At 70.8% G+C, this 21334-nt stretch carries 24 protein-coding genes and 1 pseudogene; 11 read left to right on the forward strand and 14 right to left on the reverse strand.

What is annotated here, in order from left to right:
- Complete coding sequence (locus ACIA8L_RS19455; RefSeq protein WP_395906213.1) at positions 1–369, reverse strand: ArsR/SmtB family transcription factor; 369 nt, start codon at positions 367–369, stop codon at positions 1–3.
- 61 nt (positions 370–430) lie between these two features.
- On the opposite strand from ACIA8L_RS19455, the gene ACIA8L_RS19460 reads away from it, so the two are divergent.
- Both ACIA8L_RS19460 and ACIA8L_RS19465 read left to right on the forward strand, forming a co-directional pair.
- Positions 431–1414 (forward strand): aldo/keto reductase, encoded by a 984-nt coding sequence (locus ACIA8L_RS19460; RefSeq protein WP_395906214.1) that lies wholly within the window; start codon positions 431–433, stop codon positions 1412–1414.
- A gap of 38 nt (positions 1415–1452) precedes the next feature.
- On the forward strand, positions 1453–2109 hold the full coding sequence (locus ACIA8L_RS19465) for a cysteine hydrolase family protein (RefSeq protein WP_395906216.1): 657 nt from the start codon (positions 1453–1455) through the stop codon (positions 2107–2109).
- A gap of 87 nt (positions 2110–2196) precedes the next feature.
- Here the strand turns inward: ACIA8L_RS19465 and ACIA8L_RS19470 are convergent, their stop codons facing one another.
- Positions 2197–2541 carry a hypothetical protein gene (locus ACIA8L_RS19470; RefSeq protein ID WP_395906218.1) on the reverse strand — a complete coding sequence of 115 codons (345 nt, stop codon included), beginning with the start codon at positions 2539–2541 and terminating at the stop codon, positions 2197–2199.
- A 377-nt stretch (positions 2542–2918) separates the two neighbouring features.
- On the opposite strand from ACIA8L_RS19470, the pseudogene ACIA8L_RS19475 reads away from it, so the two are divergent.
- Positions 2919–3185 (forward strand): annotated as a pseudogene (locus ACIA8L_RS19475) (helix-turn-helix domain-containing protein); the annotation flags it as partial.
- 28 nt (positions 3186–3213) lie between these two features.
- Here the strand turns inward: ACIA8L_RS19475 and ACIA8L_RS19480 are convergent.
- Positions 3214–4158, reverse strand: a complete 945-nt coding sequence (locus ACIA8L_RS19480) for an acyltransferase domain-containing protein (RefSeq protein ID WP_395906341.1) — start codon at positions 4156–4158, stop codon at positions 3214–3216.
- A 219-nt stretch (positions 4159–4377) separates the two neighbouring features.
- Here ACIA8L_RS19480 and ACIA8L_RS19485 point away from each other — a divergent pair, with 219 nt between their 5' ends.
- On the forward strand, positions 4378–4992 hold the full coding sequence (locus ACIA8L_RS19485; RefSeq protein ID WP_395906220.1) for a hypothetical protein: 615 nt from the start codon (positions 4378–4380) through the stop codon (positions 4990–4992).
- Positions 4993–5007: 15 nt separating this feature from the next.
- On the opposite strand, the gene ACIA8L_RS19490 is transcribed toward ACIA8L_RS19485, so the two are convergent.
- From ACIA8L_RS19490 to ACIA8L_RS19500, 3 genes are all read right to left on the reverse strand, one after another.
- A complete protein-coding gene (locus ACIA8L_RS19490) occupies positions 5008–5256 on the reverse strand; it encodes a hypothetical protein (protein ID WP_395906222.1) in 249 nt (82 codons plus the stop codon).
- Between the two features lie 49 nt (positions 5257–5305).
- Positions 5306–6004, reverse strand: coding sequence for a cutinase family protein (locus ACIA8L_RS19495; protein ID WP_395906224.1), 699 nt, complete (start codon positions 6002–6004; stop codon positions 5306–5308).
- Between the two features lie 98 nt (positions 6005–6102).
- A complete protein-coding gene (locus ACIA8L_RS19500; protein ID WP_395906226.1) occupies positions 6103–7470 on the reverse strand; it encodes a cellulose binding domain-containing protein in 1368 nt (455 codons plus the stop codon).
- Positions 7471–7568: 98 nt separating this feature from the next.
- Here ACIA8L_RS19500 and ACIA8L_RS19505 point away from each other — a divergent pair, with 98 nt between their 5' ends.
- On the forward strand, positions 7569–7850 hold the full coding sequence (locus ACIA8L_RS19505) for a hypothetical protein (RefSeq protein ID WP_395906228.1): 282 nt from the start codon (positions 7569–7571) through the stop codon (positions 7848–7850).
- A gap of 3 nt (positions 7851–7853) precedes the next feature.
- Here the strand turns inward: ACIA8L_RS19505 and ACIA8L_RS19510 are convergent, their stop codons facing one another.
- The 5 genes from ACIA8L_RS19510 to ACIA8L_RS19530 form a co-directional block, all read right to left on the reverse strand.
- On the reverse strand, positions 7854–9233 hold the full coding sequence (locus tag ACIA8L_RS19510; protein ID WP_395906230.1) for an RICIN domain-containing protein: 1380 nt from the start codon (positions 9231–9233) through the stop codon (positions 7854–7856).
- 217 nt (positions 9234–9450) lie between these two features.
- Positions 9451–11040: an ABC transporter permease gene (locus tag ACIA8L_RS19515; RefSeq protein WP_395906232.1), complete on the reverse strand. Its 1590-nt coding sequence runs from the start codon at positions 11038–11040 to the stop codon at positions 9451–9453.
- Complete coding sequence (locus ACIA8L_RS19520) at positions 11037–11936, reverse strand: ATP-binding cassette domain-containing protein (RefSeq protein WP_395906234.1); 900 nt, start codon at positions 11934–11936, stop codon at positions 11037–11039. Before ACIA8L_RS19520 ends, ACIA8L_RS19515 begins: the two co-directional genes overlap by 4 nt.
- 7 nt (positions 11937–11943) lie before the next feature.
- The gene (locus ACIA8L_RS19525) at positions 11944–12573 is read right to left on the reverse strand and encodes a TetR/AcrR family transcriptional regulator (RefSeq protein ID WP_395906236.1); all 630 of its coding nucleotides are present in this window, start codon (positions 12571–12573) and stop codon (positions 11944–11946) included.
- Between the two features lie 76 nt (positions 12574–12649).
- Positions 12650–13336: a response regulator transcription factor gene (locus ACIA8L_RS19530; protein WP_395906238.1), complete on the reverse strand. Its 687-nt coding sequence runs from the start codon at positions 13334–13336 to the stop codon at positions 12650–12652.
- Positions 13337–13774: 438 nt separating this feature from the next.
- Here ACIA8L_RS19530 and ACIA8L_RS19535 point away from each other — a divergent pair, with 438 nt between their 5' ends.
- Positions 13775–14179 (forward strand): helix-turn-helix domain-containing protein, encoded by a 405-nt coding sequence (locus tag ACIA8L_RS19535; protein ID WP_395906240.1) that lies wholly within the window; start codon positions 13775–13777, stop codon positions 14177–14179.
- A 231-nt stretch (positions 14180–14410) separates the two neighbouring features.
- Here the strand turns inward: ACIA8L_RS19535 and ACIA8L_RS19540 are convergent, their stop codons facing one another.
- A complete protein-coding gene (locus tag ACIA8L_RS19540; RefSeq protein WP_395906242.1) occupies positions 14411–14968 on the reverse strand; it encodes an MBL fold metallo-hydrolase in 558 nt (185 codons plus the stop codon).
- 31 nt (positions 14969–14999) lie between these two features.
- Entirely contained in the window at positions 15000–15707 is a 708-nt protein-coding gene (locus ACIA8L_RS19545; RefSeq protein WP_395906244.1) for an SDR family oxidoreductase, read from the reverse strand.
- Between the two features lie 76 nt (positions 15708–15783).
- Between ACIA8L_RS19545 and ACIA8L_RS19550 the strand changes: the two genes are divergently transcribed.
- Both ACIA8L_RS19550 and ACIA8L_RS19555 read left to right on the forward strand, forming a co-directional pair.
- Complete coding sequence (locus tag ACIA8L_RS19550) at positions 15784–16623, forward strand: LysR family transcriptional regulator (protein WP_395906246.1); 840 nt, start codon at positions 15784–15786, stop codon at positions 16621–16623.
- 134 nt (positions 16624–16757) lie between these two features.
- The gene (locus tag ACIA8L_RS19555) at positions 16758–17231 is read left to right on the forward strand and encodes a TolB family protein (protein ID WP_395906247.1); all 474 of its coding nucleotides are present in this window, start codon (positions 16758–16760) and stop codon (positions 17229–17231) included.
- Here the strand turns inward: ACIA8L_RS19555 and ACIA8L_RS19560 are convergent.
- A complete protein-coding gene (locus tag ACIA8L_RS19560) occupies positions 17221–18147 on the reverse strand; it encodes a LysR family transcriptional regulator (protein ID WP_395906249.1) in 927 nt (308 codons plus the stop codon). The two genes, ACIA8L_RS19555 and ACIA8L_RS19560, sit on opposite strands and share 11 nt — an antisense overlap.
- A 70-nt stretch (positions 18148–18217) precedes the next feature.
- Here ACIA8L_RS19560 and ACIA8L_RS19565 point away from each other — a divergent pair, with 70 nt between their 5' ends.
- From ACIA8L_RS19565 to ACIA8L_RS19575, 3 genes are all read left to right on the forward strand, one after another.
- Positions 18218–19096: an NAD(P)H-binding protein gene (locus ACIA8L_RS19565; RefSeq protein ID WP_395906251.1), complete on the forward strand. Its 879-nt coding sequence runs from the start codon at positions 18218–18220 to the stop codon at positions 19094–19096.
- Positions 19097–19341: 245 nt separating this feature from the next.
- Positions 19342–19713 (forward strand): hypothetical protein, encoded by a 372-nt coding sequence (locus ACIA8L_RS19570; protein WP_395906253.1) that lies wholly within the window; start codon positions 19342–19344, stop codon positions 19711–19713.
- Positions 19710–21101: a hypothetical protein gene (locus ACIA8L_RS19575; protein ID WP_395906255.1), complete on the forward strand. Its 1392-nt coding sequence runs from the start codon at positions 19710–19712 to the stop codon at positions 21099–21101. Before ACIA8L_RS19570 ends, ACIA8L_RS19575 begins: the two co-directional genes overlap by 4 nt.
- The last annotated feature ends 233 nt before the right edge of the window (positions 21102–21334 follow it).

Here is a 21334-nt window from a genome sequence, read left to right on the forward strand (position 1 = left end):
TCAGTCGTCGCTTTCGGCCGGTTCCTGGGCCTTTTCCGCTGCTTCCGCGCGGTTTTCGGCTGTGATCTTGGGCACCGGCCACCGCTCGACGATCGCCCGCAGCGGCCCGAAGTCGACGTGGTGAAACTTGTATCGCCCGCTGCGCTCGGCCCGCACGAACCCGGCGTCGGCGAGCAGGTCGAGGTGCTGCGAGATGGCCTGCCGCGACGAGGCGATCCCGTGCCGGTTGGCCAGCCGCGCACAGATCTCGAACAACGTCTGCCCGTCCCGCTCGGCCAGCTCGTCCAGGATCGCCCGCCGCGTCGGGTCCCCGATCGCCGCGAACACATCGGTCACCCGTCCATGATAGGCAAGCGGCAACTTGCCCATCGCGGAGTCCGGTGCGGGACTACGGTCGAGGTGGTACCGGTGGGATGAGGAGGACCGAAGCATGGACAAGCGCACGCTCGGCAACGGCCTGGAGGTTTCGGCGCTCGGGCTCGGGTGCATGGGCATCAGCCACGGGCTCGGGCCGGCCGCGGACCGGGCCGACGGGATCGCGGTCATCCGGGCCGCGGTCGAGGCCGGGGTCACGTTCTTCGACACCGCCGAGGCCTACGGCCCCTACCTCAACGAGGAGGTCGTCGGCGAGGCGCTGGCGCCGTTCCGCGATCAGGTCGTCATCGCGACCAAGTTCGGGTTCTCGTTCGACGAGAGCCGGTCGAGCGGCGTCGACAGCCGCCCCGAGCACATCCGCGAGGTCGCCGACGCGCAGCTGCGGCGGCTCGGGGTGGAGACGATCGACCTGCTGTACCAGCACCGGGTCGACCCCGACGTGCCGATCGAGGACGTCGCCGGCACAGTCAAGGAGCTCATCGCGGCCGGCAAGGTGCGCCATTTCGGCATGTCCGAGGCCGGCGTGGAGATGATCCGGCGGGCGCATGCGGTGCAGCCGGTGACCGCCCTGCAGAGTGAGTACTCCCTGTGGTGGCGCGAGCCCGAGGCGCGAATCCTGCCCACGCTGCGGGAGCTCGGCATCGGCTTCGTACCGTTCAGCCCGCTCGGCCGCGGCTTCCTCACCGGGAAGATCGACTCGAGCGTGTCGTTCGGCGACAACGACATCCGGGCCACGCTGCCGCGGTTCAGCGCCGAGGCCCGCCGGGCCAACCAGGCCCTCGTCGACCTGATCGGCACCGTCGCGGCCCGGCACGGCGCCACCGCCGGGCAGGTCGCGCTGGCCTGGCTGCTCGCCCAGCACCCGTGGATCGTCCCCATCCCCGGCACCCGCAACGTGTCCCGGCTCACCGAGAACGTCGGCGCCGCCGCCCTGGCGCTGACCCCGGACGACCTGACCGAGCTCGACAACGCCGCCCAGAAGATCACGATCCAGGGCGAACGCTACCCGGAGGCGATGCAGCGGCTGATCAATCGCTGACACCTGGTTGACACCGGGGTTCGGGCACAATCGTCGGCATGACCGCCGAACCAGCCGCCCTCGCCGCCGACCCGTGGACCCGCCCGGAGTGGGACCGGGCCGCGCTGCTCACCATCGACACCCAAGTGGACTTCGTCGAGGGCGGCGCGAGCCCGATCCCCGGGACGGCCGCCGTCCTGCCCGCGGTCGCCGCGCTCCTCGAGGCCTTCCGCGCCGCCCGGCGCCCCATCGTGCACGTGATCCGGTTGTACCGCGGCGACGACGTCGACCTCCCGCGACGCACCCTGCTCGCCGCCGGCGCCCCCGTGGTCCGGCCCGGCAGCCCCGGTTCCCAACTCGCACCGCCGCTCCAGCCGCCGGGCGCGCCGCCGCTCGACGCCGACAAACTGCTGGCCGGCGAGTTCCAGGCCCTCGGCCCCGGCGAGTGGGCGATGTGGAAGCCACGCTGGGGTGCGTTCCACCGCACCGAGCTGGACGGGTTCCTGCGCGGGCTGGACGTGTCGACGGTCGTGGTGGCGGGCTGCAACTTCCCCAACTGTCCACGGGCGGCGGTCCTCGGCGCGAGCGAGCGCGACTTCCGGGTCGTGGTGGCGTCGGACGCGATCTCGGGGGTCGACGGCCGGCATCTGGAGGAGGCCGGGCGGTTGGGCGCTGTGCACGCGACGGCGGCGGGGATCGTCGCTGCGGTCGGGTGATGGCGTCGTTGGGGTGATCGGCGGGAGGGTGCCGGGTCCGGGGGAATGTGTCCATTCCCCGCCGCCCTTTGGCCGTCGGTCCTGTGGTCACGCGTCCTGGGCCGGGACGTGGTTCAGCTCATGAGCATCGATGATCGGCTCAGCCCAGGCGGCGTGTGCGAACTCCGCCGTCCAGGAGGCGCCGTCGGATTCGCCCGCCAAGAGGTTGGCCGCTGCGGCGACGAGGTGCTGTCCATCGGCCACGACGGCGACCGGCCGTCGCACTCGCTTCCCATGGTGGATTCGGTATCGCAGACCTTCGATGCTCACGACTCCGCACTCGTCGCCAGGCTCGCCTGCCGATGACGACTCCACGATGACCGACCAGCCCTCCTTGCCGGCTTTGTGCAGCCATACATCGAAGGCGCGCTGCTTGCCGTCCCGCTCGGCCACCCGAGCGATGATCTCGATCGGGTCGGTTCGGTTGTCCATCGTTGTCCTCCGGCGTCAGCTGGGACTGCACCCTAGCGTGTCCGCGGCGGCTCGGGCCTTCGGACCTTGAACCGAGCAAGCGTTTCGGTGATGGCGCGAGCAACCTCGACCGGCCGGTTGGGCAGCGGGGGAATGGTGGTCCACGCCGGTGCTCCCCTTCGCTTCGGTGCCGGCGGCGAGCATGATCCCGCCGACGATGTCCGTCTGCCACAACTCCATCGGCCGGTCCCGCCGTCAGCGGGTGCAGCCCTGGCGCCGACGACCACAGCCGCCCGGCCGCCGAGGCGCTCATGTTCGAGCTGCTCACGCCGCTGCCCGCGCAGCACATCCACGTCGTGATGCCCGCCGACCCGCGGGTCCGCGCGATCGCCGAACTGCTCCTCGCCCACCCGGCCGACCAGCGCGAGCTCACCGCCTGGGCCGACCACGTCCACGCCGGCGTGCGCACCCTGTCCCGGCTGTTCCGCGCCGAGGCCGGGCTATCCTTCGCCGCCTGGCGCGCCCAGGTCCGGATCCGCGCCGCCGTCCCGCTGCTGGCCGCCGGCACCTCGGTCAACGCCACCGCCCGTGCGGTCGGCTACCGCAAGCCGAGCGCGTTCATCGCCCGGCTTCGAAGTAAAGCCGCGGAGCGGGTCAGGCGAGCGGGAAGCGGCCGGTTCGCCAGTGCCAGTGGCGGCCGGCGTTCCAGTGGTCCAGGGCGGCGCGTTGCAGGGCGGTGCGGCGGGGGAGGGCTTCGAGGGGGGTGGTCAGGTCGCGGAAGACGAAGCGGCGGACCTCCACGTCCGGGTCCAGGCCCTCCGGCTGCTCATACGGCTCTTCCAGCGTGAAACGGCGCTGGAAGCGAATGATGTTCGAAGCTTCCGGGAGGTACTCCATCAACTGCGGGTCGAGCAGCCACGAGCCGCACGAGAACGCCGTGTAGGGCTCGTCCGGGAAGTGGGCCGGGAAGAACGCGCGGGCCTCGTCCAGTGACGCGTCCACCAGAGCCGGGGACAGCGGGCCGGCGTCGGCGATGTGCAGGCTGATGGCGGTACCGCCGCGCTGGTGTTGCAGGCGGCCGAGTTCGTAGATGCCGCCGCGGGCGTGCAGGGTCAGCCAGGCCTGCATGACCGGCCAGCCCTCGCCGCGCATGCGGCGGTCGACGGCCAGGTTGCGGCCCAGGTCGGCCAGGGTCGTCCAGGAGACCTCGTCGCTGATGCCGTGCTCGCGGTGGTACTGCCGGACCACGCCGACCTCGGCCAGGTAGGCGTAGACGTACAGGTGGCGCCACGCGAGGCCGCGGTCGCGGTCGAGCTCCGGGCCCGGGAGCAGCCATTCGTTGCCGCCGAGGTCGGCGCGGACCAGGGCGATGGTGCGGTCCAGCAGCCAGCGCAGCTCCGGTGTCCACAGTGGAGAGCCGGCGTGGGGCCAGCCGGCCAGGATCTCGGCGGCGTCATCGGGGTGCACGCCGAGGTGGTCGAGCAGCTCGGGCGCGGCGGTGATGGGGGGCAGCGGAGCCGATGGCCGGTCGCCGGCGAGCTCGTGCACGCGGGCGACGTCCTCGGCGGGCACCCCGAGCGCGGCGGCGATGGTGTCCATTTCCACCCACCCGACCTTACCGGTCAAGCTCGGGCCGCGCGGCCCCGGACCGGGCCCCGGGTTCACGCCGGCTTCACATCCGGCGAGGTTCACCGGCCCGGTGTCAATCAGGCGACATCGCCGCTGGTGAACGAGCTGATCGCACGTCGCGTGTCCCTCATTGTCCGGCGGCGGTAGGAGCCGCGGGGGAGCCCCGATCAAGGGGAGGGGAGACACATCATGAGCATCATCAAGGGCCTCGCGGTCCTGGCCGCCGGCGCGGTCGCGGGCGCGGGCATCTACGCGGGCGTGCAGACCTTCAACGGCGGGGCGGGTACGCCCGACTTCGACAAGGTCGGCGACTACACCTCGACGGCCAAGAACGTGGTCAAGTTCAAGCTGGCGCCGAGCAACGACCAGCTCGCCAAGTGCATGCCGAAGGTCAAGGTCGACGTGGCCGTGGCCCTGGAGACCGACGCCAAGGGCTTCGACGTCATGGACGTCAAGGTGTACAACGCGGCGCCGAGCACCTCGTTCACGATCTTCCTGCTCGAGGTGCCGGCGAGCCCGTTCGGGGCCGCGGAGTACATCGGCGACGTGAACACCGACAAGAAGGGCAACGGGGCCGTCGAGCTCAAGCTCATCGTGGAGGAGGCGTTCTCCTCGACGATCGTCGGCCAGGACCGCGTCCGCAAGGAGCTCAACCACGTCGGCATGTGGTTCGCCGACCCCGCCGGTGACGACTTCTGCCTCGGCAAGGGCAAGGGCCCGGTGACCCCGTTCGACGGTGACAACGAGGCCGGCATCCAGGCGTTCAACTCGGTGCCGTCGCTGCCGAAGGCCCCGCTGCCGTAGGTCTGTCCTGGGCGCTCAGGCGACCCAGAGGGCGTAGAGACCCGGCGCCTGCCAGTTGGTCGGCGTGATCGTCTCGCAGTAGTAGGACGACCATTGGTGGTTCTGTGCGCCGGTGTATCCGATGCCGAGGCACTGGTCGGGCCAGCCGTACAGCCCCTGCCGGGTGTAGCCCGGCGCACCCGCTGAGGCCGCCGTCGAGCCCATGCCGACGGCGGCCACAGCCATGCTCGCGATCAATACCGTGCTGGTGACGAATCGCTTCATGAAACAAAGTTAACTATTACGTCCGTCGATGTGCAACGATAACTTTCCGTCAGCCGTTCAGGCGCCCGATCGCGAAGTCGGCGGCCTGCTGGACGGAGCCGTTGGTGACATACCGTAGGTGCGCGCCGAAGTCGTTGCCGTTGCCGCACACCGGGTCGCCGGTGTTGCAGAACTCCTTGGCCTTCGGGCCGAAGACCGCGCTGCGCCCGGCGATCGTCTGGCGGCCGATGCCGAGCGGGTTGCCGAAGACGACGACGGCCGCGACCCGGTCGTTGAGGGCGGCCGGGATCGGGGTGCCGCGGGTGCGCCCGACCGGGATGCCGATGGCGATGTCGGTGACGGTCGCGCCCTGCGAGTAGCCGCCGAGGACGAACCGGGTCCCGGGGCAGGCGGCCGCGGTCGCGGCGACGTGGCTGCTCATCTCGGTCGCGCCGGGGCCGGCACTGGCCTGGGACGCGTCGGCCGCGTAATCGACGGCGTGCGAGACGACGGTCCGGCCGGACAGGCCGGCGCCGATCGCCCGGACCAGGGGGCTGCCGACGATGCCGAGGCCGGGCCGCTCGCCGGTGCCGCGGGCGAAGACGACCTCCACGTCGGCGCAGCCGGCCGCCGCCGAGCCGGAGCTGGAGCGGTGCCACGGGAAGAAGGTCGACGCCGATGCGAACGGTGCGCTGAGTGCTCCTGCGGTGAGGATCGCGGCCGTTGTCACGACGACGGCCGCGATCCTCCTTCGCTGCTGCTTGGTCATGCGCCCCAGCCTCACGCGGCCGGGAGCGGTCCGACAACGATCAAGGACAATCTTAAGCCGGGCCTCACGCTGGCCAAAGATTGTGCACTAACCATGCATTATCGAGCGGAACAGCTCACCGAGGTGACCGCGAAGTTCGGTCCATTGAAGACCAATCCCCAGTTGGTACTGCCATTCGCCGCGATGGTGCCGTTGTAGGACGCGTTCGTGGCGGTGACGCTCGAACCCGACACCGTCACGGTCGCGTTCCACGAGCTGGCGATCGTCACGCCCGACGGCAGCGTGAACTTCACGGTCCAGCCGGTCGTCGGCGCGGTGCCCGTGTTCGTCACCTTGACGTCCGCCTGCCCGCCGCCGCTCCAGGAGCCCGTCGTCGTCGCCGCGGCCGTGCAGCCGCCGGACGGTGCGGGGGAGGAGGACACGGAGCGCGAGGCCGACGGCGACGTCGACACGGACCGCGAGGCCGACGGCGAGACCGAGGCCGATGCCGACGTCGAGGCCGACGGCGACGTGGAGGTCGACGTCGTCGTGTAGGTGGCCTGGGTGTAGGCCGCGCCGCACTGCGACGAGCAGGCCGCCGGGAGCGAGAACGAGTACTCGCGGCCGCCGAACAGCAGCTGGTCGGCGGCGTCGCGGATGCGGATGCGGAAGTCGGTCCCGCCGGACGTGGTGCCGGCCAGGATGTACGACTGGCCCATGTCGCCGTTCATGACGGCCTGGGTCCAGGCGCCGTTGGCGAAGTACTCGATGCCGTGGACACCGTTGGGCAGCTTCGACACCGCGACCGCCGGCCAGTAGCGCTGTGCCCCGCTCAGGAAGCCGATCTTGATGTCGCCGGAGTAGGTCGGGGCCGGGATGAACTGCCAGGACACGTGGCGGTTGTTCCAGTGGTTCGGGTACAGGTCGGTCATCGGCGCGCCGTTTTTGACGAACTTGTTCAGCGAGTCCTTCGACAGGTCCAGGTGGTACTTGTCGTCGCGGCACCAGGCGTTGGAGTCCCCGCAGCTGTCGGCGACGATCATGTCGAGGGTGCCGCCGTTGTACGCGTCCGCGGTGAACGCCCCGTTGCGGCAGAACGCCTGGCCGAGCGCGCCGTCGTTGACCCCGGTGCAGTAGTCGCCGATGCTGACCCGGACCCAGCGGCCGCAGTTGTGGCCGTTGTTCCAGATGCCCATCTTGTCGGCGTCGGCCGAGGACAGCGGCCGCGGATAGAAGGTGCCGCTGCCCGGGGTGTCGAAGACGTTGAGGGCGACGAAGTTCTGCGTCTCCAGCTCGGCCTGCGGCAGGCCGCAGCCGCCGTAGGGGGAGCCGAGGCCGTCGAAGTAGGTCGCATTGCCCGTGACCGGCGCCGTGGGCTCCGGCACCGTGGCCCGCGCCGAGGGCTGCAGGGCCAGCACGATCAGGGCGGCGCCGACCGCGGCGATGGCCGGGATGGCCAGCCGGGTCCACCAGATTCCACGCTGCATGGTGAGCAACGTCCGCGCTGTTCGCCCGGGGCGTCAATCGCGGCGCCCCGGCCGCGGGCCCGACCTGCGGCGGGACACGAAAGTTCCATAATGGTGGGATGGTCATGCCGCAGATGCCGGTCAACGTCCCCAGGCCCTCGCGGCGGATCAGCGCCGAGGACGTGCTCAACGGGCGCTACACGATGGACGGCTACCCGTTCCGATACTGCTACCTCGTGCCCGGCTCCACGGCTCTGGCCGGGGCCGCGTTCAGCTTCGGCACCGGCCCCGGCGACATGATGCGCGACCAGGTGCTCAGCGCGGTCGAGTTGCTCGAAACGCGCGGCTGGCACCTGGTCGCCATCGAACAGAACGGTCTGGTCGCCTACCTCAGGAAGTAGTCCTTACTGCGGCAGGGTGAACTTCTGCGCGCCGGAGCCGTTGCAGTCCCAGAGCTGGAGCTGCGTGCCCGCCGCGGTGCTGCCGTTCGGGTCGTCGAGGCACCGGTTGGACGCCGGGTTGTAGTAGGTGTTGTCGGTGCGGTGGATGAACACCTGCGCGCCCGTGCTGTTGCAGTCCCACAGCTGGATCTTCGTCCCGTTCGCGGTGCCGCCACCGGCCGCGTCGAGGCACTTGCCGAACGCCCGCAGCGTGCTGCCGGCCTCGACGTAGGTCCACTGCTGGGCGCCGGTGCCGTTGCAGGTGTAGATCTGCACCGGGGTGCCGTTCGCCGAGTTCGACGAGCGGACGTCCAGGCACAGCCCGCCCGGGCCCTTGACCGCCTTGCCGCTGGTCGGAGGCGGCGTGGTACCACCGCCACCGCCACCACCGGCGGTGTAGGCCGCGACGTAGTCGATCAGCATCGGCACGCCGGACACGGTGTTGCCGTTGGGGCCGCCGCCGAACGCGTCGGGGAAGCCGCCGCCGATGGCCACGTTGAGGATCATGAAGAACCCGTGGTGCGTGGCGTTGTTCCAGGTGTTGGCGTCGACCTGGTTGGCGTTGACGGTGAAGAAGTTGTTGCCGTCCAGGTAGAAGCGGATCTGCTCGGGCGAGGTGCTGCGGTCCTGCTCCATCGCGTAGGTGTGGAACCCGGTCTGGCAGCCGCCACAGGCCCGCTCACCGCTGCCGATGCCGGTCGTCTCGTTGCACGGGCCGCCGGGGTTGGTGCCGCAGTGCAGCGTCGCGAACTCGGAGCTGCGGCCGTTGATGTCCTCGAGGATGTCGATCTCGCCGATGCCGGGCCAGCCGCTCGCCCCGGTGCCGCGCGCCGCCGCGCCCAGCGCCCAGAACGCGGGCCAGTAGCCGGCGCCGTTGGAGGTGTTGACGTTCGGCTGCTGGATGCGGGCCTCCATGCGCAGCTTCCCGCCGGCCGGTGCGGCCAGGTCGGTGCGCTGCGTCTCGATGCGGCCGCTGGTCCAGTTGCCGGCCCCGTCGCGGATCGGCTTGATGGCCAGGTTGCCGGAGCCGTCGTGGTAGACGTTGGCCGTGCTGTTGGTCATGTTCTCGATCTCGCCGGTGCCCCAGTTGCCGGCGCCGCCGGGGTAGCCGTGGCCGAGGTCGTACATCCAGTTGCCGGTGTTGACGCCGGTGCCGGCGGCGCCGTTGAAGTCGTCGGCGAAGACCTGGGTCCAGCCGGCCGGGGTGGGCGGCAGCGAGGCGGACGCGTTCGGCTGCACCGCGAGGAACGTGGCGCCGGCGAGCATGGCGACGCCCGACGACGCGAGCAGCGCGATGCGCCCGCGGCGCGACGTGCGCTTTGTGGGTTTTTGTTGGTCTTCCACAGCGATTGTTGCCCTTCTCAAGATGGGGGCGGGGGGTAGGGCACGCTCGACAAACTCCCACCTGATGTTCAGGCGACACAGGCCTAGTCGTGGCGGACGCAATCGGCCAGTGTCAGACGTGAGAGCGCTCTCAGCAGCATCGCCGACTGGAAAGAATGTTGTCAATAGCAAGCGGGCCGACGAATGTTCCCGTCGGCCCGCGTGCGAATGCGTTGATTTAGGAAATTGGCATGTCCCGGCGTCGCAACCCGGCAAGCCCGGCCGCGCCCAGTGCCAGCGCGACCACGCTGAGCCACACGACCGGCATCGCGGTGAACGCGGCCCCGGGCAGCTTCGGCACGTGCGCGAACGGCGTGACATCGAGCAGATACTGGTTGAGCCCGAACAGCCCGCCCAGCTCGACCAGCAGCACCGAGACGATCAGCGCGGCCCACGTCAGTGTCGTGAGCTTCGGCAGCAGCCCGATCAGCGCGACCCCGACCCCGGCCAGGACCAGCGCCGCCGGCAGCTGCACCAGGGCCGCGCCCAGCAGGCGGCCCGTCTGCGCCCCGACGTCGTGGACCTGCGCGCCGTACACCAGACCGCCGGCGACCCCGGCCACGGCCAGCAGCAGCGCCGTGCCCACCACCGCGAAGACCAGGTGACTGGCCGCCCAGCGGACCCGCCCGACCCGGGTCGCCAGGATGGCCTCGACCCGCCCGGTGCTCTCCTCCTGGCGCAGCCGCAGCGTCGCCTGGATCGCGTAGACGGCGACGAGCTGGCCGATGATGCCGTAGATCGCGCCGAGGAACGCGTCGGTCAGCCCGGCCGTCCCGCCCATCCGGGCCAGGATGTCGGTGAGCTGCTGGTTGGGTGAGTTGAGGTTGCCGATGCCGACGGCCGCCCCGCCCATCACCGCGCCGCTGAGCGCGAGGGCGACGACCCAGCCGAGGAGCAGCCCGCGGTGCAGGCGCCAGGCCAGGCCGAGCGGGCGGCCGAGCGCCGGCGCGGCCACGGCGGGCCCGGGCCGGTCCGGGAGCAGTCCGGCGCCCACGTCCCGGCGATCGACCAGGGTGTACCCCCCAATGCCGAACACCACCGCGAAGCCGACGAACAGCAGCGCGACCCACCAGCGCTCGCCCGCGAACGGCCGCACGTGCAGGGCCCATCCGGTCGGCGACAGCCAGCTCAGCCACGTGGGCCCGGTGTCGCCGACGGCCCGCAGCAGGTAGGTGCCGCCGAGGACCGCCCCGGCGATGCCGTTCGCGGCCCGGGCACTCTGCGTCAGCTGGGCCGCGAACGCCGCGACGGCCGCGAACAGCAGCCCGAACAGCGTGATGGCCAGGCCGAACGCGAAGGAGCCGGCCGGGTCGAGGCCGACACCGATGAGCCCCAGGGCGGCGAGCAGCCCGATGGCGACGTCGGCGATGGCGGTCACGATGAGCGCGGCGGTCAACGGGGCGTAGCGGCCGATGACCGTGGCCCGCAGCAGCTCCAGGCGGCCGGTCTCCTCCTCGGTCCGGGTGTGCCGCACGACCGTCAGGATGCTCATGAGGCCGATGAGGATGCACTCGGTGATGCCGATCTTCCACGCGGTGAGCGCGCCGATGTTCAGCCCGAAGAGCGGCCCGCTCATCGCGACCAGCGACGGGTTGGACAGCACCCCGCTCACCGCCTGCAGATCGGCGTCGGTGGGGTACAACTTCTGGTAGTTGGCGGCGGTCCCCATCGGCATCACGGCGAGCCCGAGCACCCAGATGGGCAGCCGGACCCGGTCGAGCCGCAGCGCCAGTCGCGCGAGGGCCGCAGTACCGATGAAGGCGCTCATCGCTTTGCCTCGGAACGGTCGTAGTGCCGCAGGAAGATCTCTTCGAGGGTCGGGGGTGTGCTGGTCAGGCCGCGCACGCCGATGGCGGTCAGCTTGCGCAGGACCGGGTCCAGCTCGGCATTGTCGACGCTGAAGCGGATCGAGCCGTTCTGGGTCTGCAGGTCGTGGACGCCGGCCAGGTCGCCCAGGCCGTCGACGGGCCCGGCCAGGTCGGCCTGGATCGAGGTCCGGGTCAGGTGCCGCATGCCGGCCAGGGTCCCGGTCTCCACGGCCCGGCCGTCACGGATGATCGTGACCCGGTCGCAGAGCGCCTCCACCTCGGCCAGGATGTGGCTGGACAGCAGGACGGTACGGTGGCCGCGCTGCTGCTCCTCGCGGATCACCTGCCGGAAGACCTCCTCCATGAGCGGGTCGAGGCCGGACGTCGGCTCGTCGAGGATGATGAGCTCGACGTCGGAGGCGAGCGCCGCCACCAGGGCGACCTTCTGCCGGTTGCCCTTCGAGTAGGTGCGCCCCTTCTTGGTCGGGTCGAGGTCGAAGCGCTCGAGGAGCTCCTTGCGGCGAGCGGGGTCGAGCCCGCCGCGGAGCCGGCCGAGCAGGTCGATGACCTCGCCGCCGGACAGGTTGGGCCAGAGGGTGACGTCCCCGGGCACGTAGGCGAGCCGCCGATGCAGCTGCGCCGCGTCCTTCCAGGGGTCGCCGTCGAGCAGTCGCGCGGAGCCGGAATCGGCCCGCAGCAGTCCGAGCAGCACCCGGATGGTGGTCGACTTCCCGGCCCCGTTCGGCCCCAGGAAGCCGTGCACTTCCCCCGTCTGCACGGACAGATCGAGCCCGTCGAGCGCACGCGTGCGCCCGAACGTTTTGACCAGTGCGTCGACGCGGATCGCCTCGGTCATGGCTGCCTCATTGCTCCTTCTGACTGGCTCGCAGTTCGTCCATCGCCCGGTGGGCGTCGGCGGCGAGCTCGGGATCGAGCATGGTGGTGGAGTAGAAGTCGACCAGCACTTTGACCATGCGCGTGTAGCCCTCGGTCTCGAGCATCTCGGTGCCGAAGTTGCGCGACACGTGCTCGTGCATGGCGATGAGCCCCGACTGCATGCCGATGAGCACGGTCGCGAAGCCGCGCTTGTCCTCGGTGACGCCGGGGGCGACCTTGTCGATCCACAGCTCGGCGACGTCGACCATGCGGTCGAACAGCTTGGCCGCGGCCGGCGACCCGTCGAGCAGGGCGCGGGTGATGTACCGGTAGGTCAGCATGACCGTCGGGTGCACGGAGGGCATGAACCCGGGGCTGGCCAGCTTCCCGTCGTTGAGGATCTCCTCCTTGATCCCCATCGCCCGGTCCAGGACGTACTCGTCGCAGAACTCGCGCAGCCCCTCTTTGGACCCGAAGTGGTGCCGGAGCAGCCCCGGCGACACCCCGGCGGCCTGCGCGATGTCCCGGACGGTGGTGGCGTCCGCGCCCTTCTCGGCGAAGAGCTTGATCGCGGCGTCCCGAATCCGGGCCCGGGCCGTGAGGTCCTCGAACGCCATGCGATCACCCCTGTACGTGCGTATAGCCGACTACTCGCTCCGGTAGCCGACTATACGCGCGTATAGGCGCTCTGTATCAACCCCCTTGCGGGTCCAACCTGTAACCCGCGCCACGCACGGTGCGGATGGCCGTCTTGCCGTACGGGTGATCGATCTTCTTACGCAGGTAGCCGACGTAGACCTCGACGATGTTGGGGTCCCCGTCGAAGTGCGCGTCCCAGACGTTCTCGATGATCGCCGTGCGCGACAGGACGTCACCGGGGTGCCGCAGCATGAACTCGAGCAGCGCGAACTCGCGGGCCGTGACGGAGATTTCGTCGGAACCGCGCACAACCCGCCGCTGCACCGGGTCGAGCTGCAGATCGCCGGCCTTCAACACCACGGGCCGCTGCGGCGCCCCCCGCCGGATGAGCGCCCGCAGCCGGGCCACCAGCACGACGAACGAGAACGGCTTGGTGAGGTAGTCATCCGCTCCAAGATCAAAGGCATCGGCCTGGTCGTACTCGCCGTCCTTCGCGGTCAACATGAGCACCGGCGTCCAGATCTCCCGCGCCCGCAACTGCCGGCAAACCTCATACCCCGACAAACCGGGCAGCATGATGTCGAGCATGATCGCGTCGTACGCCCCGTGCGGCGTCTCGGCCGCCGCCCAGAGCCCATCGACCCCGGTGTGCACGAGGTCGACGGTGAACCCCTCACCAGCCAGCCCATCCCGAATCGTCTCCGCGAGGTTCACCTCGTCCTCAACCACGAGTACCCGCAAGACCCCACCCCTTCGCAACCGCCCGGACACTCCAGGTTCACACCGCGATCCTGAACCAATCCTGAAGGAGATGCCTCCGAAAGCGGCAGGGGAGCAAGCTCCACCCGCACCCCCTCAACATCCCCGCCGCCCCCAGCGGTCACCGCACCGTGATCCAGCCGCATGCGAAGTGCGGACACGTGCGATGGCTGCGCATAGGAAGCGAACGCCGGCTGTTCCGGCCCCGCTCACCGGCGGACCAATTGCGCGATGACCGGCGGGATGTTCTGGGAAGGAGTTCCGGGATGCCTCGTTAGCGCTGACGACCGCCGCCGCGCAATCGCTTCACCGCACCGACCACAAATCACCCGCTGGGGAGAGTGCGCGTGCTGGACCGACGGTTTGCGCTGTCTGCGGTATGGCAGGTTCGCTGAACGCCGACGGAGGTTAGCGGCGATCATGGGTCCGAGCGACTCGCCGGCGGGCGCGCAGCGGTGTCTGCGGCTTGCGCTTCGTCAGTTCCGGGACGCCGTTCACTACACGAAGGAGCAGGTCGCCGACGCGTTGGGCTGGTCGCTGTCGAAGGTTCAGCGGATCGAGGTTGGCGCCTGGAAGCGATCGGAGACGGTCGTCCGATTCCTGCCGCGCGGGCCGGTGATACCGATTGCGGCCGGAATGTTCAGCACCTATTTCTTTGATGACGCTGAAGGCGCAGTGCTCTATCGCGAGCAACGCCTCACCGACGAGGTAGCACCTGATGCGGCGGACGCTGGTGGTTCATCGGCAGTGATGCAAATTGACGTGGGATTTCTGCATTCGTCGGCCCAGGTCCGAAATCCGAGTCGAGGACGGACGACGGAGTGAACGACAAGGATGCCTTCGGTCCGCTTTCGCTGCTTGGAGTCGGCGTGCCCATCCCTGCCATGCTGTTGGACGTCGTCGGAGACACCCGATCGGCGGGCCGACCGATGATCCGGACCCGCCCCTCCTCGGCCAGGACGATCCCGGGCGATCATCCTGAGATTCTCAGCGCCAACGTGCCGGTGGGTCGGCCCGGATCGGCTGGGCGTCACGGTCGCGGCTCAGGCGCCGTACTCATCGGGGCGGCTCCTTCGTCGGTTCGAAGGGTGCTCCGTGGCCGGGGACGATGAGGCCGGCGATCTGGAGGACTCGCGCTCGGCCGGCGAGCAGGGCGTCGGGGTCGGTGGCGTACGGGTCGTCTGTGGACGTGGACATCCACCAGAGGTGGGTGAAGGCGACGACGCCGTCGGCGGTGTCGACGAGGGTGGTGATGTCCTCGGGGGTGTGGCCCGGCGTCCGGATGAGGCGCACCGACGGGCTGAGCTGATAGTTGTCGGCGTCCCGGTCGATCCACAGGTCGCCCTGGTAGATGGCCCAGTGGTCGTGGAAGCGGGCGCGGGGGAAGAGGGCCGCGTTGAGCGTGTGGTCGGGGTGGTGGTGGCTGAACACGACATCGGTCACGTCGTCCGGTTCGACTCCCAGGTCCCGCAGGGGGTCGAGGATGAGGCCGCGGTCCCGGACCATGCCGGGGTCGGTGACGATCAGCTGCTCCCCGTCGCGGATGAAGCCGACGGTGCTGGCGGTGTGCTGCCCGACATACCCGGTGTGCAGCACGGCGAAAGACGCACTCATGCCCGCCAGCATCCGCCGTCGACCTCAGGTGTCACCAGGGGACGACGCCCTCGTCGTCGTAGAAGGCGCCCGTCGGGCCGCCGTCGGGCAGGGTGGCCAGGTGGATGGCGATCGCGGCGCCCTGTTCGGCGGTGCGGTGGCCGCGGTGGCCGTTGAGGTCGGTGGCGCAGTAGCCGGGGCAGGCGGCGTTGATCAGGATGGGTGTGTCGCGGAGCTCCTTCGCATACTGCACGGTGATGGCGTTGAGGAAGGACTTCGACGGGGCGTACGCGGCGGAGATCGGGCCCTGGTCGCCGGCGGACTGGCGGGTCAGGGAGCCCACGCTGCTGGACATGTTGACGATGCGCGGGGACTCGGACCGGCGCAGCAGGGGCAGCATCGCGTTGGTGACGCGGATGACGCCCAGGACGTTCGTCTCCACCACCTCGCGGATCGTGTCCAGGCCGACGCCCGTCGGGTGCTGCGGCATGCCGCCGGTGATGCCCGCGTTGTTCACGAGCACGTCCAGCCGGCTCAGCTGGGCGGCGGCCTCGGCGACGCTTGTGTCCGAAGCCACGTCGAGCAGTACCCCAAAGGCATCCACGCCCTTCTCGACAAGGGTCTTGACGGCCTCCTGGAGCCGGGCGTCGTCGCGGGCGGCCACGCCGACCCGGAAACCCCGCGCGCCCAGTCCGGCCGCGATCTCGTAGCCGATGCCCTTGTTCGCGCCGGTCACCAGCGCCACGTTCGGTTCGCTCATGGGTTCGATCGTGGTCGGCGCGGGTGACGGGCGGCAACACCGTCTGGGTGGGTAGCGATACCCTGGCGGTATCGATATGGAGACGCGGGAGCTGCGGTACTTCGTGGCCGTCGCCGAGGAGCTGCACTTCGGCCGGGCGGCGCAGCGGCTCGGGATCGCGCAGCCGCCGCTGTCGCGCGCGATCAGCCAGCTGGAGCGGCGGCTCGGGGCGGCGCTGCTGGAGCGGACCAGCCGGACCGTCGCGCTGACCGAGGCCGGGCACGTCCTGCTGCGCGAGGCCCGGGCCGCCCTGGACGCGGTCGAGGCGGCCGGGCGGCGGACCCGGCGGGCGGCGGCCGGCACCCCGCAGTTGGTGCTGGCGACGAAGGCCGGGGCGTCCGGGGAGCTGCTGGCCAAGCTCCTCGACGCCTACGCGGCCGAGCCCGGCGCGGTCGCCGTCGACGTGCAGCTGTGCGGGATCGGCGAGCAGGAGCGCTGGCTGCGCGACGGGCGGGCCGATGTGGCGCTGCTGCACCTGCCGTACGACTCGCCGGTCGGGTTCGACACCGAGGAGCTGACCACGGAGCGCCAGGTCGTGGTCCTGCCGGCCGGGCATTCGCTGACGGTCCGCCCGCACCTGCGCATGGCCGACATCACCGGCCTGCCCGACGTGCCCCTGCCGCGCTGGCCGCTGCGGGACGGCGGCTATCCACCGGGACCGGGTCCGCAGATCAGAGAACATTCGCAGTTGTACGAGCTGATCGCCCTCGGCCGCACGTGTGCGGTGCTGCCGGAGTCGGCCCGCGTCCACCTGCGGCGCGATCTGGTGGCCGTGCCGCTGCTCGACGCCCCCACGGTCACGACGCTCATCGCGTGGCCGCCGCACAGCCACTCCCGCGCCGTCGCCGGTCTCGTCCGGGTGGCCACCCGGTTGTGAGCAACGCGGCGGCCTCCCGTGTTGTGACGACGGGATTCGTCACAGAGGTTCGTCGCGGGTTTCGTTCAGGTGCCGGGCGGTTGCGCCGATGGTCTCAGCGTCACACGGACGAGACAGCAACTCAGGGGGCAGGGATGAACCGCAACACCGTCACGCGCACACTGGTCCTCGCCGGCCTCACCGCCGCCGCCGGGATCGCCGCCACCGTCGGCGCCACGGCCGCTTCCGCCGCCACGACCCCGACGGTCTACGCCAGCCACGGCGCCGTCTACGTCAAGCAGGCCGGGCACACTACCCGCCTCACCGCCGACGAGGTCAGCAAGCAGCCCACGCTCTCCCCGGACGCCACCCAGATCGCCTACGTCCACAACGACACCATCTGGGTCATGAACCTCGACGGCACCCAGCAGCACCAGGTCAGCGACCGCGCCGGCAGCAAGCCCGCCTGGGACGCCAGCGGCGTGCGCATCACCTACACCGCCACCTCGTGCACCGGCGCCCCCGGCACCTTCCGCACCGGCGTCAACGGCGGCGACACCTCCGAGGTCCTCGCCCCGAGCGCCTGCGTCACCCAGGACGCCCCGCTCGTCGGCTTCATCATGGGCTGACGATGCTCCTCCCGGTCCACAGTGGACCATCCTGACCGTCTTGCGCGGCCGCCCCTTCCGCCGTCGCTTCCTTTGCCGCCACCTCTCTCGCGGCCACTTCCTTCGCGGTTCGCACGAACGCCGCCACCGCTGACGAGCGCGACTCGGCCGGCCACGCCACGGCCAGGGTCACCGGCTCGATGCCCTCGATCGGGCGGAACGCGATGCCGGGGCGCGGATGCCGTTGCGCGACGAACTCCGGCAGGTGCCACACGACGCCGCCGACCTCGACGAGACTGAAGATCTGCGACAGGTCGAAGGTCCGGTCCGACGGGCGCATCCGTCCGTGCTCGGCGGGAGTACCATCGGGAAATTTTCGCCCTTGCAAATCGGCTGATCGCAGCCTTGTGCGGGCCGCGAGCGGGTCGGCCGCCGCCACCGCGACCACGCACGGGGTCGTGATGAGGGGCTCGAAGTCGAGGCCGCGCTCGTCGAACGGGGTCGGCAGCAGCGCGACATCCGCCCGGCCGTCGTGCAGGGCCGGCACCTGCTCGCCGCGGCCACCGAGCAGGAGCTCGACCGGCCGACCGGTGAACGCGTCGAGGATCTTCGGCAGCAGCCCCGCGTCGTAGTCGGCCTTGAGCGCGACCCGCAGCGACGGCACCGGCTCCGCGGCCCGGCGGGCCCGGCGTTCGGCTCGTCGCACGGCGTCGAGCGCGACGCGCGCGTCGGCGAGCAGGGCCGCACCGGCCGGGGTCAGCGTGACCTGGCGGGTGGTGCGCTCCAGCAGCTGGACGCCGAGCCGGCGCTCGAGCTCGCGGATGGCCCGGGACAGCGGCGGCTGCGCCATGCCGAGCCGCTCGGCGGCCCGCCCGAAGTGGCACTCCTCGGCGACGGCGACGAAGTATCGCAGCTGGCGCGTCTCGAGGTCACTCATATCGCCAGGGTATCAATCCAGACGGGATCGGTCCTTCAGCTTCCGCGCCGCCGGACGTTGACTTGGTCGCATGATCGTTGTTACCGCACCGACCGGCCACATCGGCGGTCACCTGGTCAATGCCCTCCTCGACGCCGGCGAACCGGTCCGAGTCGTCGTGCGCGACCCGGCCCGGCTGGCCCCCGGTGTCGCCGCCCGGGCCGAGGTCGTCACCGGCTCGCACGCCGACGCGGCCGTGGTCGCCAAGGCGTTCGCCGGCGCCGACGCCGTGTTCTGGCTCGTGCCGGCCGACCCGCGGGCCGCCTCGGTGGACGAGGCCTACTCCGGCTTCGCCCGGCCGGCCCTGGAGGTGTTCGCGTCCCAGGGCGTCGGCCGCGTGGTCGGCGTCTCGGCGCTGGGTCGGGGGACACCCGTCGCGGACCGGGCCGGGTACGTGACCGGGACGCTCGCGATGGACGACCTGATCGCGGCGACCGGTGTGCCGTACCGTGCGCTGGTCATGCCGTCGTTCATGGACAACACCGCGCGGCAGACGGCGGCGATCCGGTCCCAGGGCGTGTTCTCCGGCCCGATCGCGCCGGACCTGCGGGCGCCGGTGGTGGCAACCCGGGACATCGCCGCCGTGGCCGCCCGGCTGCTGCGCGACGGCACGTGGACCGGGTTCGCGGAGGTGCCGGTCCTCGGCCCCGAGGACCTGACGCACGCCGAGATGGCCGCGACGATCGCTTCGGTGCTCGGGCGGGAGGTGCGGTACCAGCACGTGACCGGCGAGGCGCTGTACGCGGTGCGGCCAGGGATGTCGCCGGCGATGGCGCGGGGCCTGCTCGACATGGCGATCGCGAAGAACGAGGGCCTCGACAACGGCGTCGCGCGGACCCCGGAGTGGACCACCCCGACGACGTTCCGCCAGTGGTGCACCGACGTGCTGAAGCCCGCCGTCGATGGCTGACGTCCGCAACGGGTCGGCCAGGGTCATGTTCTAGCGTCTGTTTCACAGCTGGGGTAGGTGCGAGGCGGAGTCCAGATTTCGTCTGCGTGCGCAGCGCGGGAGGTCGGATACCGGGGTTGTATCCGGCCTTTCGCGATGTGTGCGCAGGCGGGATCTGGGCCCGCCGCAGCCCTGCCTTAGCTGTGAAACAGACGCTAGGGTGGTCGGGTTCCCGGAAACGGTTCGGGTCGTGGGGGTTGCTGAGCGTGGTGCGACGATTGCTGCGCCTGCTGGTCGTGCTGCTGTGCGCGGCCGCACTGCTGCAGGCGATGCGACCGGCGGTGTTCTCCGCCCGCACCGGCGCCAAGGACGTCGTCACCGGCGCCTACGCCCCCGCGGCCCCGATCCGGGAGCAGCTGGAGTACATCGGGGCGGAGCTCGCCCGCCAGGTCCCATCCGGCGACCGGGTCCAGATCGTCGACGACAACATCGAGTGGCGGCTGCGGCTGACACAGCTGGCGACGATGCACGGCATACCGGTGGTCCTGGCCGGCGCCGACCTGGAGGTGCGGCTGGAGTTCGACCAGGCCGCGCCGCACGGGGTCAGGGTCACGACGCGGAAGCCGGCGACCGGATGACCGTCGCGCTCACCGTCGTCCTGCTCCTCGCGGCCGGCCTGCCGCCGGCCTTCGCCGTGACCCGTTCGGCGTCGCTGGCCGTCGTGCTCGCTCCCCTCGCGGGCGCGGCCGTGTGCACGGCGGCGGTACTGCTGATGCTGGCGCTCGGTGGTCCGCTGCTGCTGTGGTTCGGGCCGCTGTTCCTGCTCACCGTCTATCTGGCGTGGCGGCTGCGGACCCGCCCGGCGCTGGGTTCGTGGCGCGACGCCCTGCTGCTGACCGTGCCGCTGGTGCCGCCGTTCCTGCCCGTCGGGCAGCAGCCCCTGCTGTGGGACGCCCACCTGATCTGGTGGCTGCACGCCGGCTACTTCACCGGCGGCGGCTCGTTCGCCCGTTCGTCGATCGGCAACCCGGCCCTGATCTTCAGCCACCCCGACTACCCGCCGTTCGCCTCCGCCCCCGTCTCCCTGGTGTGGCAGCTCCTGGGCACCCGCGACTTCTACCCGGCCGCCGTGGTCACCGGCCTGGTGACGTTCGCGGCCGTGGCCGCCGCGGTCCTGGCCGTGCGCACGGTCACCGCATTCGCCCCGCCGTGGCTGTCCTGGCCCGCCGCGATCGCCGTCGGCCTCTCGGCGTGGAGTCCACTGTGGATAGTACCGTCGGCGGGTTTCAGCGACGCCATGTGCGCGGCCGCCTTCACGGCCGGAGCCGTCCTGCTGCTGTTCGGCCGCGCCCCGTTCGGCCCGCTGCTGCCGCTGACCCTGTTGCTGCTGTGCTCGGCCGCGTTGATGAAGAACGAGGGCCAGAGCATGGTCGTCGCCCTGGCTTTGGTCGCCTCGGTGCGGTACCGCCGCCGGCTCCGCTCTGTGGGTTGGGTCTGGCTGCCGGTGGCGTTCGCCGCGGTGTGGTCCCTGACCGCCCGCCTGCTCGGCGCCCAGACGGACGTCCTGGCCGGCGGCAAGTTCGGCGACCTCCTGCACAGCGACGCGGACACGGTCGGTCGTCTACCCCTGGTCCTGTCCACGATGACCGGCCGCGTTGACCGCATCGTGGCGTTCGCTCTGGCCGCGGCGGTGCTGGGCTACGTCCTGCTCCGCCATCGGCGGCGGGAGGTCGGGCTGGGCGGGGACGGGTGGCTGTGGGGGGTGGCGGCGCTGTATTGGTGCTTCCTGACGCTCATTTACGTGGTCACGCCGAACGACCTGCACTGGCACTTGAGCACCTCGGTCGACCGCGTGGTGATCCCCATCGTGATGCTGTCCTGCGCCAGCGCCGCCGGCTGGGCCGCCACCGCCCTGTCCCACCCGGCCGATCAATCCCCTCCGGCGGCGCATTCCGCCGATTCCCCGGAACCGGAAGAACCCGACACCGAGGCCGCTCATGTCGCGGCCGATCATCAGCCGGGCTGACCTTCCCGCGGTTTCTGCCGTACGGCCGATTGCGATTCGGCAACCTGACCTGTGCTTACCCGTATCGATTATTCATTCACGGGCGTTTCCAGGTCATCGATAGCTTACCCGGGCCGGATCTTGCGATGCTGGATCGATTAGTACTCCAGCCCGGGTTCGTTATCTAGGCATGGTTGTCGATGGTCTGGCGGCGGCGGTAGTGGCTGATTTTGGCGCGGGCTTGGTGGCGTCGG

It is taken from the genome of Dactylosporangium sp. NPDC051541, from assembly GCF_044454505.1.
Taxonomy (GTDB): domain Bacteria; phylum Actinomycetota; class Actinomycetes; order Mycobacteriales; family Micromonosporaceae; genus Dactylosporangium.